This is a genomic window from Corynebacterium aquatimens (assembly GCF_030408395.1).
GTDB classification, from domain to species: Bacteria; Actinomycetota; Actinomycetes; order Mycobacteriales; family Mycobacteriaceae; genus Corynebacterium; species Corynebacterium aquatimens.
In genome coordinates, this window is sequence record NZ_CP046980.1 from 1,187,305 (window position 1) to 1,204,278 (window position 16,974).

Sequence of the window (16,974 nt, forward strand, 5' to 3'; positions counted from 1 at the left end):
TTCAACGTTGTTACTCCCTACTTTGTACGAGCGTAGTTGATCCCGCGTTCATCCAGGATCTTCTTCAAACGAGTGGGGTAGTCCGTGATAATGCCGTCGACGCCGGCATCAAGTTGCTCTTCCATGGTGTCTGGATCATTAATCGTCCACGGCACAACACGAATTCCTGCCTCGTGGGCCTTTGTGATGTACTCACGGGTAGCGGTCGGGTTGTAGTCATCATCGCCCGCTTTAGCCTCGTAAGGCACCGCAAAGCCGGGGGAGATCACTTCTGCACCAAGCTTCTTCACGGCCTCGATAACATCGCCGTCTACGTCCTTGTAGTCGATATCGCCGATCCATTTCGAGTCTTCGACCCATGTCGTTTCGTCGTACAACGCCACTAAAGGAATGTTCGGGTTCTTCTCACGCACCAGTGGCAAGCTGCGCCAATCGAATGACTGGATCATGATGCGGTCGGTAGTGCCAGCTTCCTCAGCAGCAGCGAGAATCGCGTCGACAAACTCCTGTGGTTCGGCCGAGTTCTCTCGCTCTTCAGCTTCGATCTTGGTTTCAATGTTGAAGTAGACATCGTGTTCCGATTTCGCAATCTCGAAAACATCGGACAGCTGCAGGATCTTGTTTCCCTTAACAGGCTCCTGCTCAGGGAAGTCCTCAGAAAGTTTCAGATCACAGTCCAAGGTCTGGATCTGGTCCCACGTCAACTCGTGCATGAGCTTGCCAACGTATGGGAACTGAGGGTCATTCTCAGTTGCTGGCTTTGTATCCGTGCACTTGTCATCTTGGACCTTCGGATCATGCCAGACCGCGGGAACTCCATCCTTGGTGATCACGACATCGAGTTCAAGAGTAGTAGCGTTGAGTTCGAGAGCGGTTTCGAAAGCCTTCTTTGATTCTTCGGTCCATTCGCCGCGGCCACCACGGTGAGCCTCAAAATCGAAGTGCGGCGGTAAGTTCTTTACAGCGGGGGATGGATTATCGGCCACCGGCGGAACGTCGTCACGATTGTTCTTAGAGGCTTGCTCGTGAACAGATGTGGATGCGGAATTATCTTCTGGAGTCGATGAGTTACCCTTATCGGTTCCTTCGTCATTACTGCATGAAGCCAGAAGCAAGCTGGCGGATGCCAGGACAGCTACAGCTCCCATTGAGCGGCGATTCGTGCCCATGTTTCCTCTTTTCGGTTGCCGGAGTCATTTTTATTTTCGACGGTTATTCGGTTGTCTTTCGATGTCATCACCCATGAAAAGGCCCGACAACATCGAGTGTATTGAGGTGGCCAGGAGATTGTGAGCCCAAAGTTAGAGTTTGCTTATAGTTAATTAAGCGTTTACGTTGCGCAAGTAGTCTTCAAGTAATCCTGCGCAAAAAGAATGCAGGTAGTTAACCTGAATGCGCATTCACAATGCGCGTTACCGAAGGGATTTTCCATGAAGTCTAAGACCACAATGCGCCGCGCAGGTGTTATCGTCTCTGCGGTTGCCGCGATGGGCCTTTCCCTGACAGCTTGCTCCAGCAACTCAGAGCAACAGGCCACTGAAGTAAAGACCACTGACACAACCGAAACGAATACCCAAACGGTAGCTGCTCAGGACTGCGCACTTTTGCAGGATCTTAACTGGCTTGATGAGAACCGCACTCGCATCGATGACATGATCAAAGACTTGGGTGAGTGCGGCGCTGATCCGGAGCGGGAAGGCGCCCCGCTCGCCTTGTTCGATTGGGACAACACGGTGGTCAAGAACGACACGGCTGAAGCCCTGATCAACTACATGCTTCTGAACGACAAGATTAAGCAGCCGCCGAAATCGGACTGGAAGAACCTTAACGAGTACTTCACTCCGGAAATTATCACCGAGCTCAACGATAAGTGTGGTGGCCTCGCGCAAGAGGGTGAGGTTCTTCCTACCAGCAAGCCTGAGGGTGCAGAGTGCGCGGACATTATCGAGAAAATCATCGAGGACTCTGAAACTTCAGACGGCAAGCCGGCTTTCCAGAACTTCAACGCTCGTCGCATTGAGCCTGCATACGCATTCAAGGTCCAGCTGCTCGCTGGCTACACCGAAGACGAGATTACGGACTTTGCACGTGCGACCCGCGACGAATACATTGCTGCACCTGAGGGGACGAAGGTGAAGGTGGGTTCCAAGGAGTACAACGGTTGGATTCGTTATTACGAAGAAATCACCGACCTGATCAACGTGCTGAAAAACCACGGTTTCGACGTGCGAATCATCACCGCTTCCCCTCAACCTCAGGCGCAGGCCTGGGGCGAAAAGATCGGTATCGCTCCGGACAAGGTGATGGGTGTCAAGACTGTTCTCGATGGCGACAAGTGGAGCTACGAGATGGTCCAGTGTGGTGGAGAAAAATCCATGACGTACATCGAAGGAAAGCGCTGCCGAGTCAACGAAGAGGTCCTGGGAATCACCGGCCCAGACGCTTGGGAGCCCGCTCCGGAAGAGAAGCGACAAGTGTTCGCCGCTGGTGACTCTAACACCGACGTGTCCTTCGTCGGCGATGCTACCTACCTGCGTCTTGCAGTTAACCGAAACAAGCAGGAGCTGATGTGCAAGGCTTACTTCGATGAGGATGACAAGTGGTTGGTCAACCCAATGTTCATCGAGCCGAAGGACAAGCAGGACAAGATGTATGACTGCGACCAGAACGGACGCATCGAGGAAGACGATTCCACCGGCCCGCTCCTCGATTCCAAGGGTAACCCGATTCCTGACCAGGAAGATAAGGTCTACGAACTGGAGAAGAACTAACTTAGAAACGTACTAAGTTCATCGAAAGGCGGCAGTGTTAACTGCCGCCTTTCCTGTCTGCGCTTTTGTGGGTAGTCCGCTTTACTCCTCGGGGAGTGCATCCTCGGTGATGAACAGCGTCGTGTTCGTCAGCTCGGGGACACGGGTGACGGGCCATTCGTCGCTCACCACCCCGTCGATAAGCTGGGAGCTTGCCTCCGCTTTTTCTGAGCCGGACACCATGAGCCAGACTTGGTCAGCGCGGGCAATGGCGGGGTACGTCAAGGTGATGCGCTCAGCCGGGGGCTTGGGGGAGTCGGAGACGGGTACGACTAGCTTCTCTGCTTCCGCGAGTTGCGGCGAATCCGGGAAGAGCGAATTGATGTGGCCGTCGGGGCCCATGCCCATGAGATGAAGATCGAAACCCTTGGGTGCGTGGTGCTCAATCTGAGTGGCGTAGCCCTCCGCGGTATCGGGCAGGGTGGACATCCGGGGACGGTAGCCGTGGATGTTTCCTTCGGGGATATTGACATGGTTGAACAGCGCGTACCGTGCCTGGCCCTCATTGGATTCGGGGTCATAGATCTGCACGTTGCGCTCGTCCCCGAAGAAGATGTGGACCTTGCTCCAGTCCATGTTGCGCGCGCGGCTTAGGCGGGACAGAAGCTTGATCCCCGCGCCGCCACCGGTGACCACGACGCGGGCTGCGCCATCGCCATGCACGCCACCGGTCGGGTCCGCGGTGATCGCGGAGATAGTCTCCACGAAACGGGCGGATGCTTTATCAACCAGCACATCGAGGTTGGGGACCTTCTCCACGGTCAGCATTGGTATCGCTCCTTTTAGGGGCTAGCGGAGGCTCTTTTGTTCGATGTTAGTGAACTTTGACGTTCGGTAGTGCCTTCAACGCTTGTGAATATGCGAAATCTGGGTCGAGGTGGCGGAGCTCCTCGGACAAGCAGTCCGCATCACTGCGGGTACTCATAGCCACGAAGGCCTCCGCGATGCCGGGCACCTTCACGCTGAGCGTCTTGTCATCCTTAACGCTCACGACGACGGGGCCCGATTCGCGTTCCAGCGTCAGGCGGCGAATTGGGAAGTAGCGGGAGGGTTCGCTCTTGGTTTGCTCGCTGGTGATGCGGTTCACGTCAATGCCCAGGCACGAGGACAGCCATCCAGCCGCGATATCAACGCTGGGGTTGTCGTCTGGGCCGTCAATCTCTACAGCCGTGACCTTGTCGTGCGGGTATGCGTCAAAAGCCGCGGCGACTACACCGCGCCAGTGGGTGATGCGGGACCACAGCATGTCCGAATCCCCGGGCGTGTAGCCGTTGGCAAGCCGCAGCAGGTAGTTACCATCCACTGCCTCATACGCATTGGTGATACGGCGGTGCGCGATCCGGCCTAGCGGGTGCTCGGCAGGGTGCGCGGGGGCCGTCGATGGCCACCACGCAACGATAGGAGTATCGGGCAAAAGCAGAGGCGTGACGACGGAATCCAGGTTGCGCGCAAGATCCCCGTGGAGATCCATGATCACGATTTCAGACGCGCCGGCATCCGCTGCGAGAAGTGCCTGGGCGTCAAGCGCGTCGGGGCCTTCCTTGTTCCCCGTGATCAGCATGAGCACGCGAGAAGGGTGCTCGTGGGAGGCGGCGCGGACGTTTTCCAAGATCGACTCCACGTCGTCGTGGATATCCGCGACGACGATGAGCGTGAGTACGCGGCCGGTCGCCAGCGAGTGGTTCTCCTGAGTATCGAGGAGCAGTCGTGCGATGTCCCGAGTGTTCGTATCGGACAGGGTGACAATCATGGTCTCGTGCTTCTTTGTAGGGCGTTAGTTCAACGGTTCTCTAGAAAATTAAGGGCGGCGCCATGCGCGGCCGGAGGCCGCCATCATGTGGTCCGCAGACGGTGGGCCCCATGTACCAGCGGCGTACTCATCGGGGCGGCCGTGTTCGGCCCAGAAGTCCAGGATCGGATCGAGGATTTCCCAGCTGCGCTCCACCTCAGCGGAGGTGGGGAAGAGGCCGGTCTCATCCAGCAGTGCGTCCAGGATGAGGCGCTCGTATGCCTCCGGGGACTCCTCTGTGAATGCTTCCGTGTAGGAGAAGTCCATGTTCACGTCACGCACTTCCATGGTGGAACCGGGGACCTTAGAACCGAAGCGAAGCAGGATGCCCTCGTCCGGCTGGACGCGGATCACCAAGGTGTTGGCGCCAAGCTGGCTGGTCAAGCCCGGGTCGAAGGGCTGGTGCGGCGCTTTCTTGAACACGAGCGCGATCTCCGTCACGCGGCGGCCCAGGCGCTTTCCGGTGCGCAGGTAGAAGGGAACACCGGCCCAGCGGCGGGAGTTGATGCCCAGAGTGCAGGCCGCGTAGGTCTCCGTTGTTGAATTCGGGTCAAAGCCCTCTTCTTCGCGCAGACCGACGACCTTTTCGGAGCCCTGCCACCCAGCGGTGTACTGGCCACGCGCGGTCGTTTCTTCAAACGGTCCGATGGGCGTAGTGGCGCGAAGAATCTTCAGCTTTTCGTAGCGTAGCTGGCGCGGTGAGAAGGAGACCGGCTCGTCCATGGCCACGAGTGCAAGGAGCTGGATCAGGTGGTTCTGAATCACGTCGCGGGCAGCGCCGATACCGTCGTAGTAGCCAGCGCGACCACCAAGGCCGATGTCCTCGGCCATGGTGATCTGCACGTGGTCAACGTAGCGGGAGGACCAGATCGGCTCGAACATCTGGTTAGCAAAGCGCATTGCCAAAATGTTCTGCACCGTTTCTTTGCCCAGGTAGTGGTCAATACGGAAGACCGCCCGTTCTGGGAACACGGCGCTGATCGTTTTGTTGAGCTCTTTGGCGGATTCGAGATTGTGCCCGAAGGGCTTCTCGATGATCACGCGGCGCCACTGTTCTTCCGTTCCATGCGCCATGCCGGTCCGGTCGAGCTGGTCAACAACGTGCGCGAAGTACTCCGGGGGTACCGAAAGGTAGAACGCCCAGTTGCCGGCGGTTCCGCGGGTTGCGTCCATTTCCTTCAACAGCGCGGCCATGTTGTCAAAAGCCTGATCATCATCGAACGCGCCTTGGACAAACTGCATGCCTTCGGCGAGGCGCCTCCAGACGTGCTCGTCGAAATCCGTACGTGCACCGCGAAGAACCTGCTCTTTGACGTAGTTTTCAAAGTCTTCCTTCGACCACGCGCGGCGGCCGAAACCAACGAGCGTGAAGCCAGCGGGAAGAAGGCCGCGGGACGCCAAGTCATAGACGGCCGGAAGAAGCTTGCGCTTGGCCAAGTCACCGGTGACACCAAAAATCACCATGCCGGACGGGCCAGCAATGCGGGGGAGGCGGCGGTCTTTCCGCGAACGAAGTGGGTTCTGCCACTTCTCCGCCTGTGTCGATTCCGACACCTTATGCGTCCTTTCCAAGGTTAGACAGCATGGAATCCAGCAGCTCCTGCCATGCGTCGACGAACTTGTCCACGCCCTCCTTTTCCAGGACGCGCACCACGTCGTCGAGATCAATGCCGACGGCGGCGAGCTGGTCAAAGATCTTCTGGGATTCTTCAGCCTTACCGGTCAGCGTGTCGCCGACGATGTTGTTTGCCTCGAGCGCGGCGTCGATGGTGGGCTCCGGCATAGTGTTCACGGTATCCGGGCCAGCAAGCTCCGTGACGTACAGCGTCTTCGGGTACTCCGGGTTCTTTACACCGGTGGATGCCCACAGCGGGCGCTGCTTATTCGCCCCGTCGGGAAGCTGCGCCATCGCGGCTTCATCGAACTCGTCGAGGAACAGCTGGTACGCCAGACGTGCGTTGGCAACGCCAGCCTTGCCACGCAGAGCAAGTGCCTCCGCGGAACCGATGGCGTCAAGACGGTTGTCCACTTCGGTGTCCATGCGGGAGACGAAGAAGGATGCCACCGAGTGGATCGCAGACACATCGTGGCCATTGTCCTTCGCCTGGGCAATACCGGCCTTGTAGGCGTCAATGACCTGCTTGTAGCGCTCAACGGAGAAGATCAGCGTCACGTTCACGGAAATGCCGTTTGCCAACGAGTGCGTGATGGCAGGCAGCGACGCGTCGGTAGCCGGGATCTTGATCATCACGTTTGGGCGATCGACCATGTCCCAGAGCTCCTGCGCCTGGGCCACGGTCTTTTCCTCATCGTCAGCGTGGCGTGGGTCAACCTCAATGGACACGCGGCCATCCTTGCCGCCCGTTGCCTCGAAGGTGTCCAAGAACAGATCGCAAGCGTCCTGTACGTCCTTGATGGACATCGCGTAGACGGCCTCGTCCACGCCAACGTTGCCTTTCTTCAGCTCAGCTAGCTGCTCGTCGTAGGCAGTGCCCTTGCTCATCGCACCAGCGAAAATCGCGGGGTTCGTGGTCACACCCACGATCGACTTGTCTTTCTTAATCTGCTCCAGGTTGCCGGAGGTGATGCGGTCACGGGAGAGGTCGTCGAGCCAGGTAGAGGTGCCTTGGGCGAAAAGATCATCGATGGCGGTCACGGGATTTCCTTTCGTGGACGTAAAGCCGACTTAAAGCCGATGTTTAGAAATTAATAGATAACGTCGAAACAGAGAGTTATTGGGTCTAGTTTTATGAAGAAGCGTGAACGTTATGCGCAAATCGCGGTAACGCCCACGCCCAATGAAGTGCCTAATTGCTTGCCGGTTCTTAGTTTGCTTGAACCGACTCGAGCGACTCGCGAGCAGCGGCAACCACTGCGTCGGCGGTGAAGCCGAAGCGGGTGAACAGCTCGCTGCCCGGGGCCGACGCACCGAAGTGCTCCAGGGAGATGTTGCGGCCGTGGTCACCGGTGAAGCGGTGCCATGGCATAGCCACACCGGCTTCCACCGACACGCGAGCACGAACGGCCGGTGGAAGAACGCTGTGGATGTAGTCCTCGTCTTGCTCGAGGAACCAGTCGATCGACGGCATGGACACCACGCGCGCGGAGACACCGTCGCGTTCAAGCTGCTCGGCTGCTTGAACCGCGTACTGCACCTCAGAGCCAGAGCCGATGAGGATCACATCCGGGGTGTCACCAGACTCGTTCACCAAGACGTATCCGCCGCGCTCGACACCCTCGCGGGCCTTTTCCTTCGTGCCTTCCAGCACCGGGAGGTCCTGGCGGGAAAGCGCGAAGGCCTTGGGTTGCTCCCGGCCCGCGATTGCCGCGCGCCATGCCGCCGCGGTCTCATTCGCGTCAGCCGGGCGGATCACTGCCAGGTCCGGGATCGCGCGCAGCGCCGCCAGGGTTTCTACCGGCTGGTGTGTCGGGCCGTCCTCACCCAGGCCGATGGAGTCGTGCGTGAACACGTAGTAGCCGTCGATGCCGGACAGAGCGGCAACGCGGATAGCGGGGTAGAGGTACTCGGAGAAGATGAGGAACGTGCCGCCGTACACGCGTGTGCCGCCGTGAAGGGCAATACCGTTCATGATCGAACCCATTGCGTGCTCACGGATACCAAAGTGCAAGTTCCGGCCGTTGCGGTTGGCCGTGAACATGTCAGTGGAAATCTCCTGCGGACCGAAGGAATCCGCGCCCTTGATCAGGGTGTTGTTGGAACCTGCAAGGTCGGCAGAACCGCCCCACAGCTCGGGAAGGGTGGCAGCCAGTGCCTGGATCGACGCTTCAGATGCTTTACGGGTGGCGAGACCCTTTGCGTCTGGCTCCCAGGTGGGAAGCTCCGCATCCCAGCCGTCGGGAAGCTCGCGCGCGGTGAGGCGGTCGAAGAGCGCCTTGTTGTCCGGGTTCGCGGCCGCCCAATCGTCGAAACGCGCTTGCCACTCGCGGTGAGCCGCCGCACCGCGCTCCACCAGCTGACGCGTGTGTGCAATGACTTCCTCTTCCACCGGGAAGTTCACCTGCGGGTCGAACCCAAGGATCTCTTTGACTGCCGCAACTTCTTCAGCACCCAGGGCAGCACCGTGGGCGGCGCCGGTGTTCTGCAGCGTCGGTGCCGGGAAGCCAATCACTGTCTTCACACGGATCATCGTCGGGCGGTTGGTCTCCGCCTTTGCCTTCTCGACGGCCTCAAGGATCGCAACAACATCTTCACCGGATTCCACGGTCAGCGTCTGCCAACCGTAGGCCTCGTAGCGCTTCAGAACATCCTCGGTGAAGGCAATCTGCGTGTCGTCCTCGATGGAGATGCGGTTGTCATCCCAGAATGCGATGAGGTTGCCCAGCTGCTGCGTACCTGCCAGCGAGCATGCTTCTGAGGTGACACCTTCCTGCAGATCACCGTCGCCAGCAACGACGTAGATGTAGTGGTCAAAGATCGACTCGCCCTCGGCGGCATTCGGGTCATACAGCGCGCGCTCGCGGCGCGAAGCCATAGCCATACCGACGGACGACGCGAGACCCTGGCCCAGGGGACCCGTGGTGATCTCCACTCCAGCGGTGTGGTTGTACTCCGGGTGGCCCGGGGTCTTTGAGCCCCAGGTGCGCAGTGCCTTAAGATCCTCGATCTCCAAACCGAAACCACCGAGGTAGAGCTGAATGTACTGCGTCAGGGAGGAGTGGCCGTTGGACAGCACGAAGCGGTCACGGCCCACCCAGTGCGGGTCCTTCGGGTCGTGGACCAGCACGCGCTGGTACAGGGTGTACGCCAACGGCGCCAAGGACATTGCGGTGCCCGGGTGGCCCGAACCGCAGTTCTCCACCGCGTCAGCAGCAAGCACTCGGATCGTGTCTACCGCGCGCGTGTCCGCCTCTGTCCAATCCGCGGGGTAATTGCGGACGGTCATCGCTCGCAGTTCCTCGGGCAGTCCAGCACCAGCGTTTGCATTGTTCGGGGTCACAGCGGACACAGTATCCTCACTTCGTTGTTGTCTTCCTGACCTCCGAAAAGAGGCCAATAATCGAGGTCAATCGCAGGCGCCGTGCACTAATGCAGGCACCTACTTTCGTCACCAGGCTAGTCCAGGTAATCCACCACGTCGACGTGGGTGTAGGTGTTCATGAGGTCTTCTAGCTCCCTCATCCATTGCTCGCCGTCGACGTACCCCATCTTTGCCGCGTCCACCAGGGGCACGACGGAGAACTCAGACGTTTGCGGCTCACCGATCGTGTACGTCGGCATGAAGCGGTAACCGCTCACCTCCACTGTGCCGTCTGCTTTCTTGGTCAACGTGTACTCACCGATGCCGCCGACCTTGTTCACCTCGTCATACTGAGCCGAGAGGAAGTTGCCGTGGGAGAACCACGTTCCCGTCCCGTCGTCGTAAAGCTCGAAAGGCTGAAGCACATGCGGGTGGCCGCCCTGGACGTAATCCGCGCCCGCCTCACGCGCGACGGCAACGGTTTCCTTTTGGTAATCGTTCGGATAGTTCTCATACTCTTCGCCAGCGTGGATGATGCAGATCGTCGCATCCACCTGCTTGTCCAGCTCTGAAATCTCCCGCCGCATCGCGTCGTGATCAATGAGGCTTAGCGCGTACTCCTCGCCATCTGGAAGCACATTTCCGTTCGCCCCGTAGGAATAAGCCACGAAGCCGATCTTCATCCCGTTGACATCCAAGATCCTGGGCTTCTTTTTGTCCTCCCAAGAGGTGTAGGCACCCACGTATGGCATGCCGTAGCTCGCGATGTTCGCATTTGATGCCTTGACTCCCTCCACCCCGCGGTCAAGCGTGTGGTTGGTGGCGTTATTCACAATGTCCACGCCAGCGCCTTTCAGCGCGTCAATCACCTCCGCCGGGGCATTGAACATCGGGTACCCTGACAGCTCAAACTCTGGGCCAGCAACGGGGACCTCCATGTTCGCCGTCGTCAGGTCAGCGTTTTCCATGTACCGCCGAACCGGATCAAACATCGGGGCAAAGTCATAACCCTGCTTACCCGCTGCCTCGGCTTTCACGGCGGCATCGGCGTAGACCTCCTGGTGGATCAGAATGTCACCCATCGCGCGCACCCGTACAGTTGCATCGCCACGAGATTCCGTGGTCGTTGTGGCGCCTTCACCCCCGACATTTTCGGAGTCGACCTTGCAGCCGGTCAGGGAAAACGCGGTACACAGGGCCAGGAGTGTGACGATGAATGGTGCAAAGGCGATCGTCGATACGCGGCGTGCGTCAGATCTAAGCGAGAGCATGCGATAATTATCACCCGTTATGCCTCGAGCTGTAGCATCGTTGCGTAAGTGTCCGCGCAAACTTGTGTGCCGCGAAGAAATTGCTGAGTTTTTAGGAGTTGTTGTTGGAGACCATCAAGGCGTATTTCGCGTTGACGAAGCCGAGGGTCATTGAGCTGCTCCTCGTCGCCGCGATTCCCGCGATGCTCCAGGCGAACCGGGGCACGGTTGATCTGTGGCTGATTCTGGCGACGCTGCTTGGCGGCTGGATGGGTGCCGGCGCTGCCAACACCTTCAACATGGTCGCGGATTATGACATTGATCAGCTGATGGGCCGCACCCGCGCCCGGCCGTTGGTCCGGCAGAAGGTGACCAAAAACCGCGCCGCCGTTTTCGCGTGGGCGCTGTTGATCCTCTCCGTCCTGTGGCTGTGGCTGGTGTGTAAGTCGTGGCTGGCCGCAGTGTTCATCATCTTCACCAACGTCTTCTACGTCTTCGTCTACACGAAGTGGCTGAAGCGCAGGACCTGGCAGAACGTGATCTGGGGCGGTGCCGCTGGTTGCATGCCGGTCCTAGTCGGATGGGCGGCTATCCGCGACAACGTCCACGATGGTTCCCCCGACCACTGGTGGCAGGCCATCGTTTTGTTCATGATCATCTTCTTCTGGACTCCGCCGCACACCTGGGCCTTGGCCATGAAGTACAAAGACGATTACGCCCGCGCCAACGTTCCGATGCTGCCAGTCGTTGCTTCCGCGGAAGAGACCACGAAGCAGATCCTCATCTACTCGTGGCTAACCGTTGTGACCTCACTGATCATCGTTCCCGCCGCTGGTTGGATTTACTTGGTCGTAGCCGTTGCGTCAGGCGTGATTTTCCTGGTGGTAGCAACCCGTCTGCACCGCGGCGTTGTCGCTGGCGAACCCGTGAAGCCATTGACGCTCTTCATCCTGTCGAACAATTACCTAGCCCTTTTGTTCTTGGGCCTTTCCGTCGACGCGGTCCTTGGCTGGCAGACCATCAGCGAGTTCGTCGCGGCCCTCTAACTCGGCCGTTCCCTCCCAGTTCCTACCTGCGCCCGTCTCTCGCCGGCCCCACTCCGGCGCCAGTCCGAGGCGTCTGATCACTGCATGCTCAGCCCCAGCGATCGAGCCGTTTGCCGCGCTACGTGAAGCAAAGTTACCCCGGAAGGCTCAAAATACGCTGTTTTCGGCGTTTTCTAGCGTTCCCGGCCAACTTCGCTCAGACTTAGATGCCTGTCGATCGAGCCGTTTGCCGCGCTGCGTGATGCAAAGTTACCCCGGAAGCCCCAAAATGGGCTGTTTTCGGCATTTTCTAGCGTTCCCGGCCAACTTCGCTTCCGCTTATATGTCAGGCGGAAAGCTGGGGCGCGGGGCGCGGTAGGGCGGTAGGGGGAAGGCCGGTCGGATAGTAGGGCCAAGAGAAGCGCAGCCAGCGCGCGGGTGGCTAGCGGGTCTCGGTGGCCGGGGTGCTGACGGCTGGGGAGTTGACGGCCGGGGCGCCGGCGGCTGGTGCGTCAGTGAGGAGGGGCAGGCGCCGTTTGCCATGCGTGTAGAGGAAGGCGCTGAAGGCCACGACGACGGCGCTCATAATGATGTGGACAGGCACTGTCCAGCGCGGAACGCCGAGGTAGAACTGGCTAACGCCGACGGCCCATTGGACTATCACCATGACGATGAGAACGTAGGCGGTGCGCTGCGCGTCGGCCGGGGCTTTAGCGCGGCGCAGCAACAAGGCGATGGCCAGCGTGAAACCGAGGTAGACGTACATGCAGGCAGCGTGAACGTAGGCCAGCATGCGGGTGTCCATCTGGAGGCGGTTTTCCATGCCGACGGCGGCGTCACCGGAGTGGGGACCAGAGCCAGTGACCATAGTGCCGGTTACAAGGACGAGGCAGAGCGCGACGGCTGCGACGATGGTGAGAGTGCGGATCGCGTTCGGGAACACTTGGGTCTTCACGCCGGTATCGCTTTCAGCAATGCGCATGTAGAGCATGGCTGCAACCCACACCAGAACCATCGACGGCAGGAAGTGGATTGCCACCGCCCACCAGCGCAGATCCATGAGAACAGAGATTCCGCCGATCACAGCCTGAAGGACGACGCCGAGACCAGAGATCACCGATAGGGTGATAATTTCTTTGCGCCGCTGCGCTAACAGGACCGACACGAACACAGCGATCGAGGCAGCAGCAACGACGAAGGTCAGCGTGCGGTTACCAAACTCGATGATCTGGTGCACCCACGGGTTTGCACCCGGCACGGGGAAGAGGGAGCCCTCGTGGCAAAGCGGCCACGTATCACAGCCCAATCCGGAGCCGGTCACGCGGACCAAGGACCCGGTGAAGGTGATTCCTCCCTGGGCGATCAAGAGCAGCATCGCGAGAAGTCGCTGGGTGGAAAGCCTGGTGATCCACCGGTCATCGTTCGCGGATGCGCCGAAATCGGAATGGGGTGCGGGGGCAGTGGTGTTAGCTGTGCTCACACCACCAATTTTAGGGGACAGAAGCGAGAAGGCATAAAGCCAACGGCTTTAGCCCTCAAACCGGAACCAGCGGGAAGCGCCGAACACGGAAACGGCTGCCCAGGCTATAAGAGAGAGGCACGCGGTGGCGTTCACGGACCCCTGCACGGCGCCGTTCATGGCGCTGGCCAGTGCGACGGAAGGGACCAGATCCCAAAATCCGGGATCCCCCAGGTGCCCGGAGTAGACAACCCAACCGAGGACAGCGAAGAGCACGAGCCAGATTAGGTTCGCGCAGGCCAACACAACCTCGGACGACAGGGTGCCACCCATGAGCAGACCGAGTGAAGCAAAGGCCGTAACACCGATGAAGAGCGTGCACAGCCCCAAAACAACGCCGAGGAAGCTCACGCTCCACCCGAGAATCAGTGAGAGGCCGCCAAGCACGATGATCTGAATTAGCACGGTGGCGAACACCGCGATGATCTTGCCCGCGATGATGGTCCACGCGGGCACACCGGATGCGCCTGTGCGTTTGAGCGCGCCGTATCGACGATCGAAAGCGAGAGCGATCGCCTGGCCCGTGAACCCGGCACTGGCGGCGGCTACCGAGAACACCATGGGGACGATGTCGTTGAGCGTGGCCTCCTCACCGAAGAACGGGGCGAAAACTGAGCCGAGAAGAATCGCTGCTGGGATGACCAGGTTGAGCAGCAGCTGCTCGCCGTGGCGGAGCATAAGTTTGGATTCGATCTTCCCTTGTGCGGCAACCATGTCTGTGACGCTGGCGCGTTGCGGCGCGGGAGTGAACGTTCCTGGTGTGATGTCCATGTTTAACTACGCAGCTCCCGTCCGGTGAGGTCCAGAAAGACGTCTTCGAGGCTCTTGCGGGCCACGCCAAGCTGGTGAATTAGAACGCCTTGGCACGCGGCCTCGTGGGCAACGGCGGCAATGAGATCAGGGCTCGGGTCGCCTTCAATCTGGTAGCTCAACTCGCCGGAGCGGGTGAGCACGACCGGCTTGCCGGACGCATCGCGCCACTTCTCGGTGAGGTCAAGCGGGCGGTCCGTGGTGATCTCAATAAACGGAGTGTGATCTGAAGAAGTGATCTCAGCGGGCGTGCCCCAAGCTATCAGTTTCCCGTGGTCGATGATCGCGATTTGATCCGCCAGTGCCTCTGCTTCCGGCATCATGTGGGTTGTCAGAATCACCGTCACCCCGTCCTCACGCAAGGCGCCAATGAGGTCCCACGTGGCCCGGCGGGTTTGGGCGTCCATCCCGGCAGTTGGCTCGTCCAGGAACACTAATTCCGGCCGTCCGATGAGTGCCAGAGCGAAGGAAAGACGCTGCTGCTGCCCACCGGACAAGCGCCGGTACGTGGTGTTAGCAACGCCGCTGAGACCAAAGAGCTCGATGAGCCATTCCGGATCAAGCGGATCCTTGTTGTAGGAGGCCGTGAGGTTCAGCATTTCGCGAACCTTGATGCCGGAGTAGCTCCCGCCGCCTTGGAGCATGATGCCGATGCGCGAGCGGACCTTTTCGGGCTCCTTTTGCGGATCAAGGCCCAAAACCGTTATCCGGCCGCTGTCGGGGCGGCCGAAGCCCTCACACATCTCAATCGTCGTTGTCTTGCCGGCCCCGTTGGGGCCCAGCAGCGCAAAAATTTCTCCCGCGCCTACCTCAAAGCTCAGGCCGTTCACCGCGGTCTTCTCACCGAAGCGTTTGACCACGTTGTCCACGCTCAGCACTACTTCACCAGCTCGTGCGTTGGTGGCACGCGCGGCGGCACGCGTCGGTTTCGCGGAATCTGACGTACTCATCGCAGCTAGTGTAAAACCTTTGATCTACTAAGCTTCAATCCACACCAACACAGTGCGGCGACAAAGACGATGCCAGCAGCCCACATGAAGTAAATCGTGACAACTGTGCCCGGCGGTAGTGCCAAGCCGCGGGGGAGAACCAGGAAGCTGAACGTCCCGCAATACAGCACCACGAAGGCGCGGAACGCACGCCTGTTGGCCCAGGCAGCTAGCGGGAGGATCGCCCACAGTGGATACCAGGGGTGCACCACGGGGAAGAGGAGGACCAACACCAGCGTGGCCACCCCGAGCCCACCGACGGGATGAATAGTTCCCCGATAGGTAGCCCACAGCATTCGCACGCAAAACGCGGCGGCGATGAGCAACGCGACGGTTCGGGTTATTCCCAGCATCGCATCCGTGTGGTCACCCAACCCCAGCAATTGCGCGATCAATCCGGCTGCCACGCCGACTTCCGTGCTGACGGAGAGCCAGCTGCGTATCGACGCCGCCCCGCCCTGCCCGGTCACCCAACCGAGGCCGATTCCGGTCAGCGCCGTGGCCGCGGCGATCGTCCCCACCATGACTGCGGTTTGCAGCCCGATCGCTCTTAAAAGGCCCCGCGCACCGCTGATCTTCCGGGCGTAAGCCATCCCAACGAAACCCAGGGCGATAAAGGCCGAAACCTTGACCATTCCAGCAGCGGAAATCAGCACACCAGAAAGAATCAGCAGGGTATATCCCCGGAACACCGCCGGTTCCTCGTCGTCAAGCGGGCGCGACATGATGTCGATGCCGCGCAAGCCGATTTCGACGCCGAGGAGTAAAAGCCCCATCATGATCGCCTCATTGTGAATGCCGGCGATCAAGTGGAGTATGACGAGTGGGTTGAGAATGCCCAGCCACACGGCAGTCGGCGGGGCGACGCCGCAACGTTTCGCCAGAGCAATGATGGCCCACGACGCCACGCACACGCCCACGAGGGAAACGAGCCGGTGAGCTGTAACGCCCCAGAAGATCGAATCACCCGTGAGCTGGAAAATTCCCGCGGCGATGGCAAGCGCGACGGGTCCGTAGGGGCTGGGGGATTCCGCCCAGATGAACGGAACAGAGCGGCCCAGAGGGTCTTCGATACCGAGGATCTGCGTAGGGCCGGCGGAGTAGGGATCAAGACCAAGCGCGACGATCTTGCCTTGCGCAAGGTAGGAATAAATGTCTTGCGTGAACAGCGGGGCCGTCACAATCAGCGGGATGACCCAGACGAAGAAAGTGCGCAGCAACGTGCGCGCTTGAACCAGCGGCTGGCCGCCAAGAGCGCCCACGAACGGCGTCATCAGAACCCAGCTGAACACCACCATCGCCACCCCAATGAGCACAAGGCTTGACGACGTCTGGAGGGCGCGACCCATGACCGCGCCAAGCGCGAAGCTGTTGTAGGGGTTATTCACAACCGGCAACGCGCCGCCGCCGAGACCCCCGAGCGCCATCAGCAGCGTGCCGATCATTCCCACGATGCGCAGTTGCTCAAATCTGTTGCGCTCCCGGATGGTGGGAGTGGCGATTCCTACATCGCGGTCGGTGTGAAGCTCCGACGACCGAGACCCAGGCGCACCAAGTCGCGGCAGCTCATCTTTGACACTGGTATGCGTCGAGTGAGCGCGGAGGCGCAATCGGGGAGTAGGGACCTTCACATCGAGCAAGTCTACAAAGCCGCCCGACACTCCAATCGAGCCTATCGGGCGTAGTTATTTCGGAGGTTTCGCTTATGACTCGTAAGACAGTACCATTACTGCAGGCCAAGAGTAAGGACCTTGAACCGGGGGCTTACTATAGGCACACTTGGCGGTACACACCTTTAGAAAC

The 16,974-nt window shown here is 59.7% G+C and carries 13 protein-coding genes; 2 read left to right on the forward strand and 11 right to left on the reverse strand.

Going from position 1 to position 16,974, the window contains the following annotated elements; translation table 11 throughout:
- Positions 1-17: 17 nt before the first annotated feature.
- Positions 18-1,169 carry a glycerophosphodiester phosphodiesterase family protein gene (locus CAQUA_RS05395; protein WP_231375395.1) on the reverse strand — a complete coding sequence of 384 codons (1,152 nt, stop codon included), beginning with the start codon at positions 1,167-1,169 and terminating at the stop codon, positions 18-20.
- A gap of 261 nt (positions 1,170-1,430) precedes the next feature.
- On the opposite strand from CAQUA_RS05395, the gene CAQUA_RS05400 reads away from it, so the two are divergent.
- Positions 1,431-2,771, forward strand: coding sequence for a haloacid dehalogenase-like hydrolase (locus CAQUA_RS05400; protein ID WP_196824174.1), 1,341 nt, complete (start codon positions 1,431-1,433; stop codon positions 2,769-2,771).
- Positions 2,772-2,852: 81 nt separating this feature from the next.
- Here the strand turns inward: CAQUA_RS05400 and pgl are convergent, their stop codons facing one another.
- From pgl to CAQUA_RS05430, 6 genes are all read right to left on the reverse strand, one after another.
- Positions 2,853-3,578, reverse strand: a complete 726-nt coding sequence (gene pgl, locus CAQUA_RS05405) for a 6-phosphogluconolactonase (protein WP_196824173.1) — start codon at positions 3,576-3,578, stop codon at positions 2,853-2,855.
- Between the two features lie 46 nt (positions 3,579-3,624).
- Positions 3,625-4,560 carry a glucose-6-phosphate dehydrogenase assembly protein OpcA gene (locus CAQUA_RS05410; RefSeq protein ID WP_196824172.1) on the reverse strand — a complete coding sequence of 312 codons (936 nt, stop codon included), beginning with the start codon at positions 4,558-4,560 and terminating at the stop codon, positions 3,625-3,627.
- Between the two features lie 48 nt (positions 4,561-4,608).
- On the reverse strand, positions 4,609-6,153 hold the full coding sequence (gene zwf / locus CAQUA_RS05415) for a glucose-6-phosphate dehydrogenase (RefSeq protein WP_196824171.1): 1,545 nt from the start codon (positions 6,151-6,153) through the stop codon (positions 4,609-4,611).
- A gap of 1 nt (position 6,154) precedes the next feature.
- Complete coding sequence (tal, locus tag CAQUA_RS05420) at positions 6,155-7,255, reverse strand: transaldolase (protein WP_196824170.1); 1,101 nt, start codon at positions 7,253-7,255, stop codon at positions 6,155-6,157.
- A gap of 169 nt (positions 7,256-7,424) precedes the next feature.
- A complete protein-coding gene (gene tkt / locus CAQUA_RS05425) occupies positions 7,425-9,503 on the reverse strand; it encodes a transketolase (RefSeq protein ID WP_196825574.1) in 2,079 nt (692 codons plus the stop codon).
- A gap of 170 nt (positions 9,504-9,673) precedes the next feature.
- A complete protein-coding gene (locus tag CAQUA_RS05430; RefSeq protein ID WP_196824169.1) occupies positions 9,674-10,849 on the reverse strand; it encodes a CapA family protein in 1,176 nt (391 codons plus the stop codon).
- A gap of 104 nt (positions 10,850-10,953) precedes the next feature.
- Between CAQUA_RS05430 and CAQUA_RS05435 the strand changes: the two genes are divergently transcribed.
- Positions 10,954-11,874 carry a heme o synthase gene (locus CAQUA_RS05435; protein WP_196824168.1) on the forward strand — a complete coding sequence of 307 codons (921 nt, stop codon included), beginning with the start codon at positions 10,954-10,956 and terminating at the stop codon, positions 11,872-11,874.
- Between the two features lie 421 nt (positions 11,875-12,295).
- Here the strand turns inward: CAQUA_RS05435 and CAQUA_RS05440 are convergent, their stop codons facing one another.
- The 4 genes from CAQUA_RS05440 to mptB form a co-directional block, all read right to left on the reverse strand.
- The gene (locus tag CAQUA_RS05440; RefSeq protein ID WP_196825573.1) at positions 12,296-13,228 is read right to left on the reverse strand and encodes a COX15/CtaA family protein; all 933 of its coding nucleotides are present in this window, start codon (positions 13,226-13,228) and stop codon (positions 12,296-12,298) included.
- Between the two features lie 153 nt (positions 13,229-13,381).
- Positions 13,382-14,143, reverse strand: coding sequence for an ABC transporter permease (locus CAQUA_RS05445; protein WP_196824167.1), 762 nt, complete (start codon positions 14,141-14,143; stop codon positions 13,382-13,384).
- 2 nt (positions 14,144-14,145) lie between these two features.
- Positions 14,146-15,132: an ABC transporter ATP-binding protein gene (locus CAQUA_RS05450; protein WP_196824166.1), complete on the reverse strand. Its 987-nt coding sequence runs from the start codon at positions 15,130-15,132 to the stop codon at positions 14,146-14,148.
- Between the two features lie 5 nt (positions 15,133-15,137).
- Complete coding sequence (mptB, locus tag CAQUA_RS05455; protein WP_290178872.1) at positions 15,138-16,802, reverse strand: polyprenol phosphomannose-dependent alpha 1,6 mannosyltransferase MptB; 1,665 nt, start codon at positions 16,800-16,802, stop codon at positions 15,138-15,140.
- Positions 16,803-16,974: the final 172 nt, after the last annotated feature.

Coding starts and splice junctions, on each gene's coding strand:
- CAQUA_RS05395 (WP_231375395.1), bottom strand. CDS start 1,169: ATGGGCACGAATCGCCGCTCAATGGGAGCTGTAGCTGTCCTGGCATCC.
- CAQUA_RS05400 (WP_196824174.1), top strand. CDS start 1,431: ATGAAGTCTAAGACCACAATGCGCCGCGCAGGTGTTATCGTCTCTGCG.
- pgl (WP_196824173.1), bottom strand. CDS start 3,578: ATGCTGACCGTGGAGAAGGTCCCCAACCTCGATGTGCTGGTTGATAAA.
- CAQUA_RS05410 (WP_196824172.1), bottom strand. CDS start 4,560: ATGATTGTCACCCTGTCCGATACGAACACTCGGGACATCGCACGACTG.
- tkt (WP_196825574.1), bottom strand. CDS start 9,503: ATGACCGTCCGCAATTACCCCGCGGATTGGACAGAGGCGGACACGCGC.
- CAQUA_RS05430 (WP_196824169.1), bottom strand. CDS start 10,849: ATGCTCTCGCTTAGATCTGACGCACGCCGCGTATCGACGATCGCCTTT.
- CAQUA_RS05440 (WP_196825573.1), bottom strand. CDS start 13,228: ATGCTGCTCTTGATCGCCCAGGGAGGAATCACCTTCACCGGGTCCTTG.
- CAQUA_RS05445 (WP_196824167.1), bottom strand. CDS start 14,143: ATGGACATCACACCAGGAACGTTCACTCCCGCGCCGCAACGCGCCAGC.
- CAQUA_RS05450 (WP_196824166.1), bottom strand. CDS start 15,132: ATGAGTACGTCAGATTCCGCGAAACCGACGCGTGCCGCCGCGCGTGCC.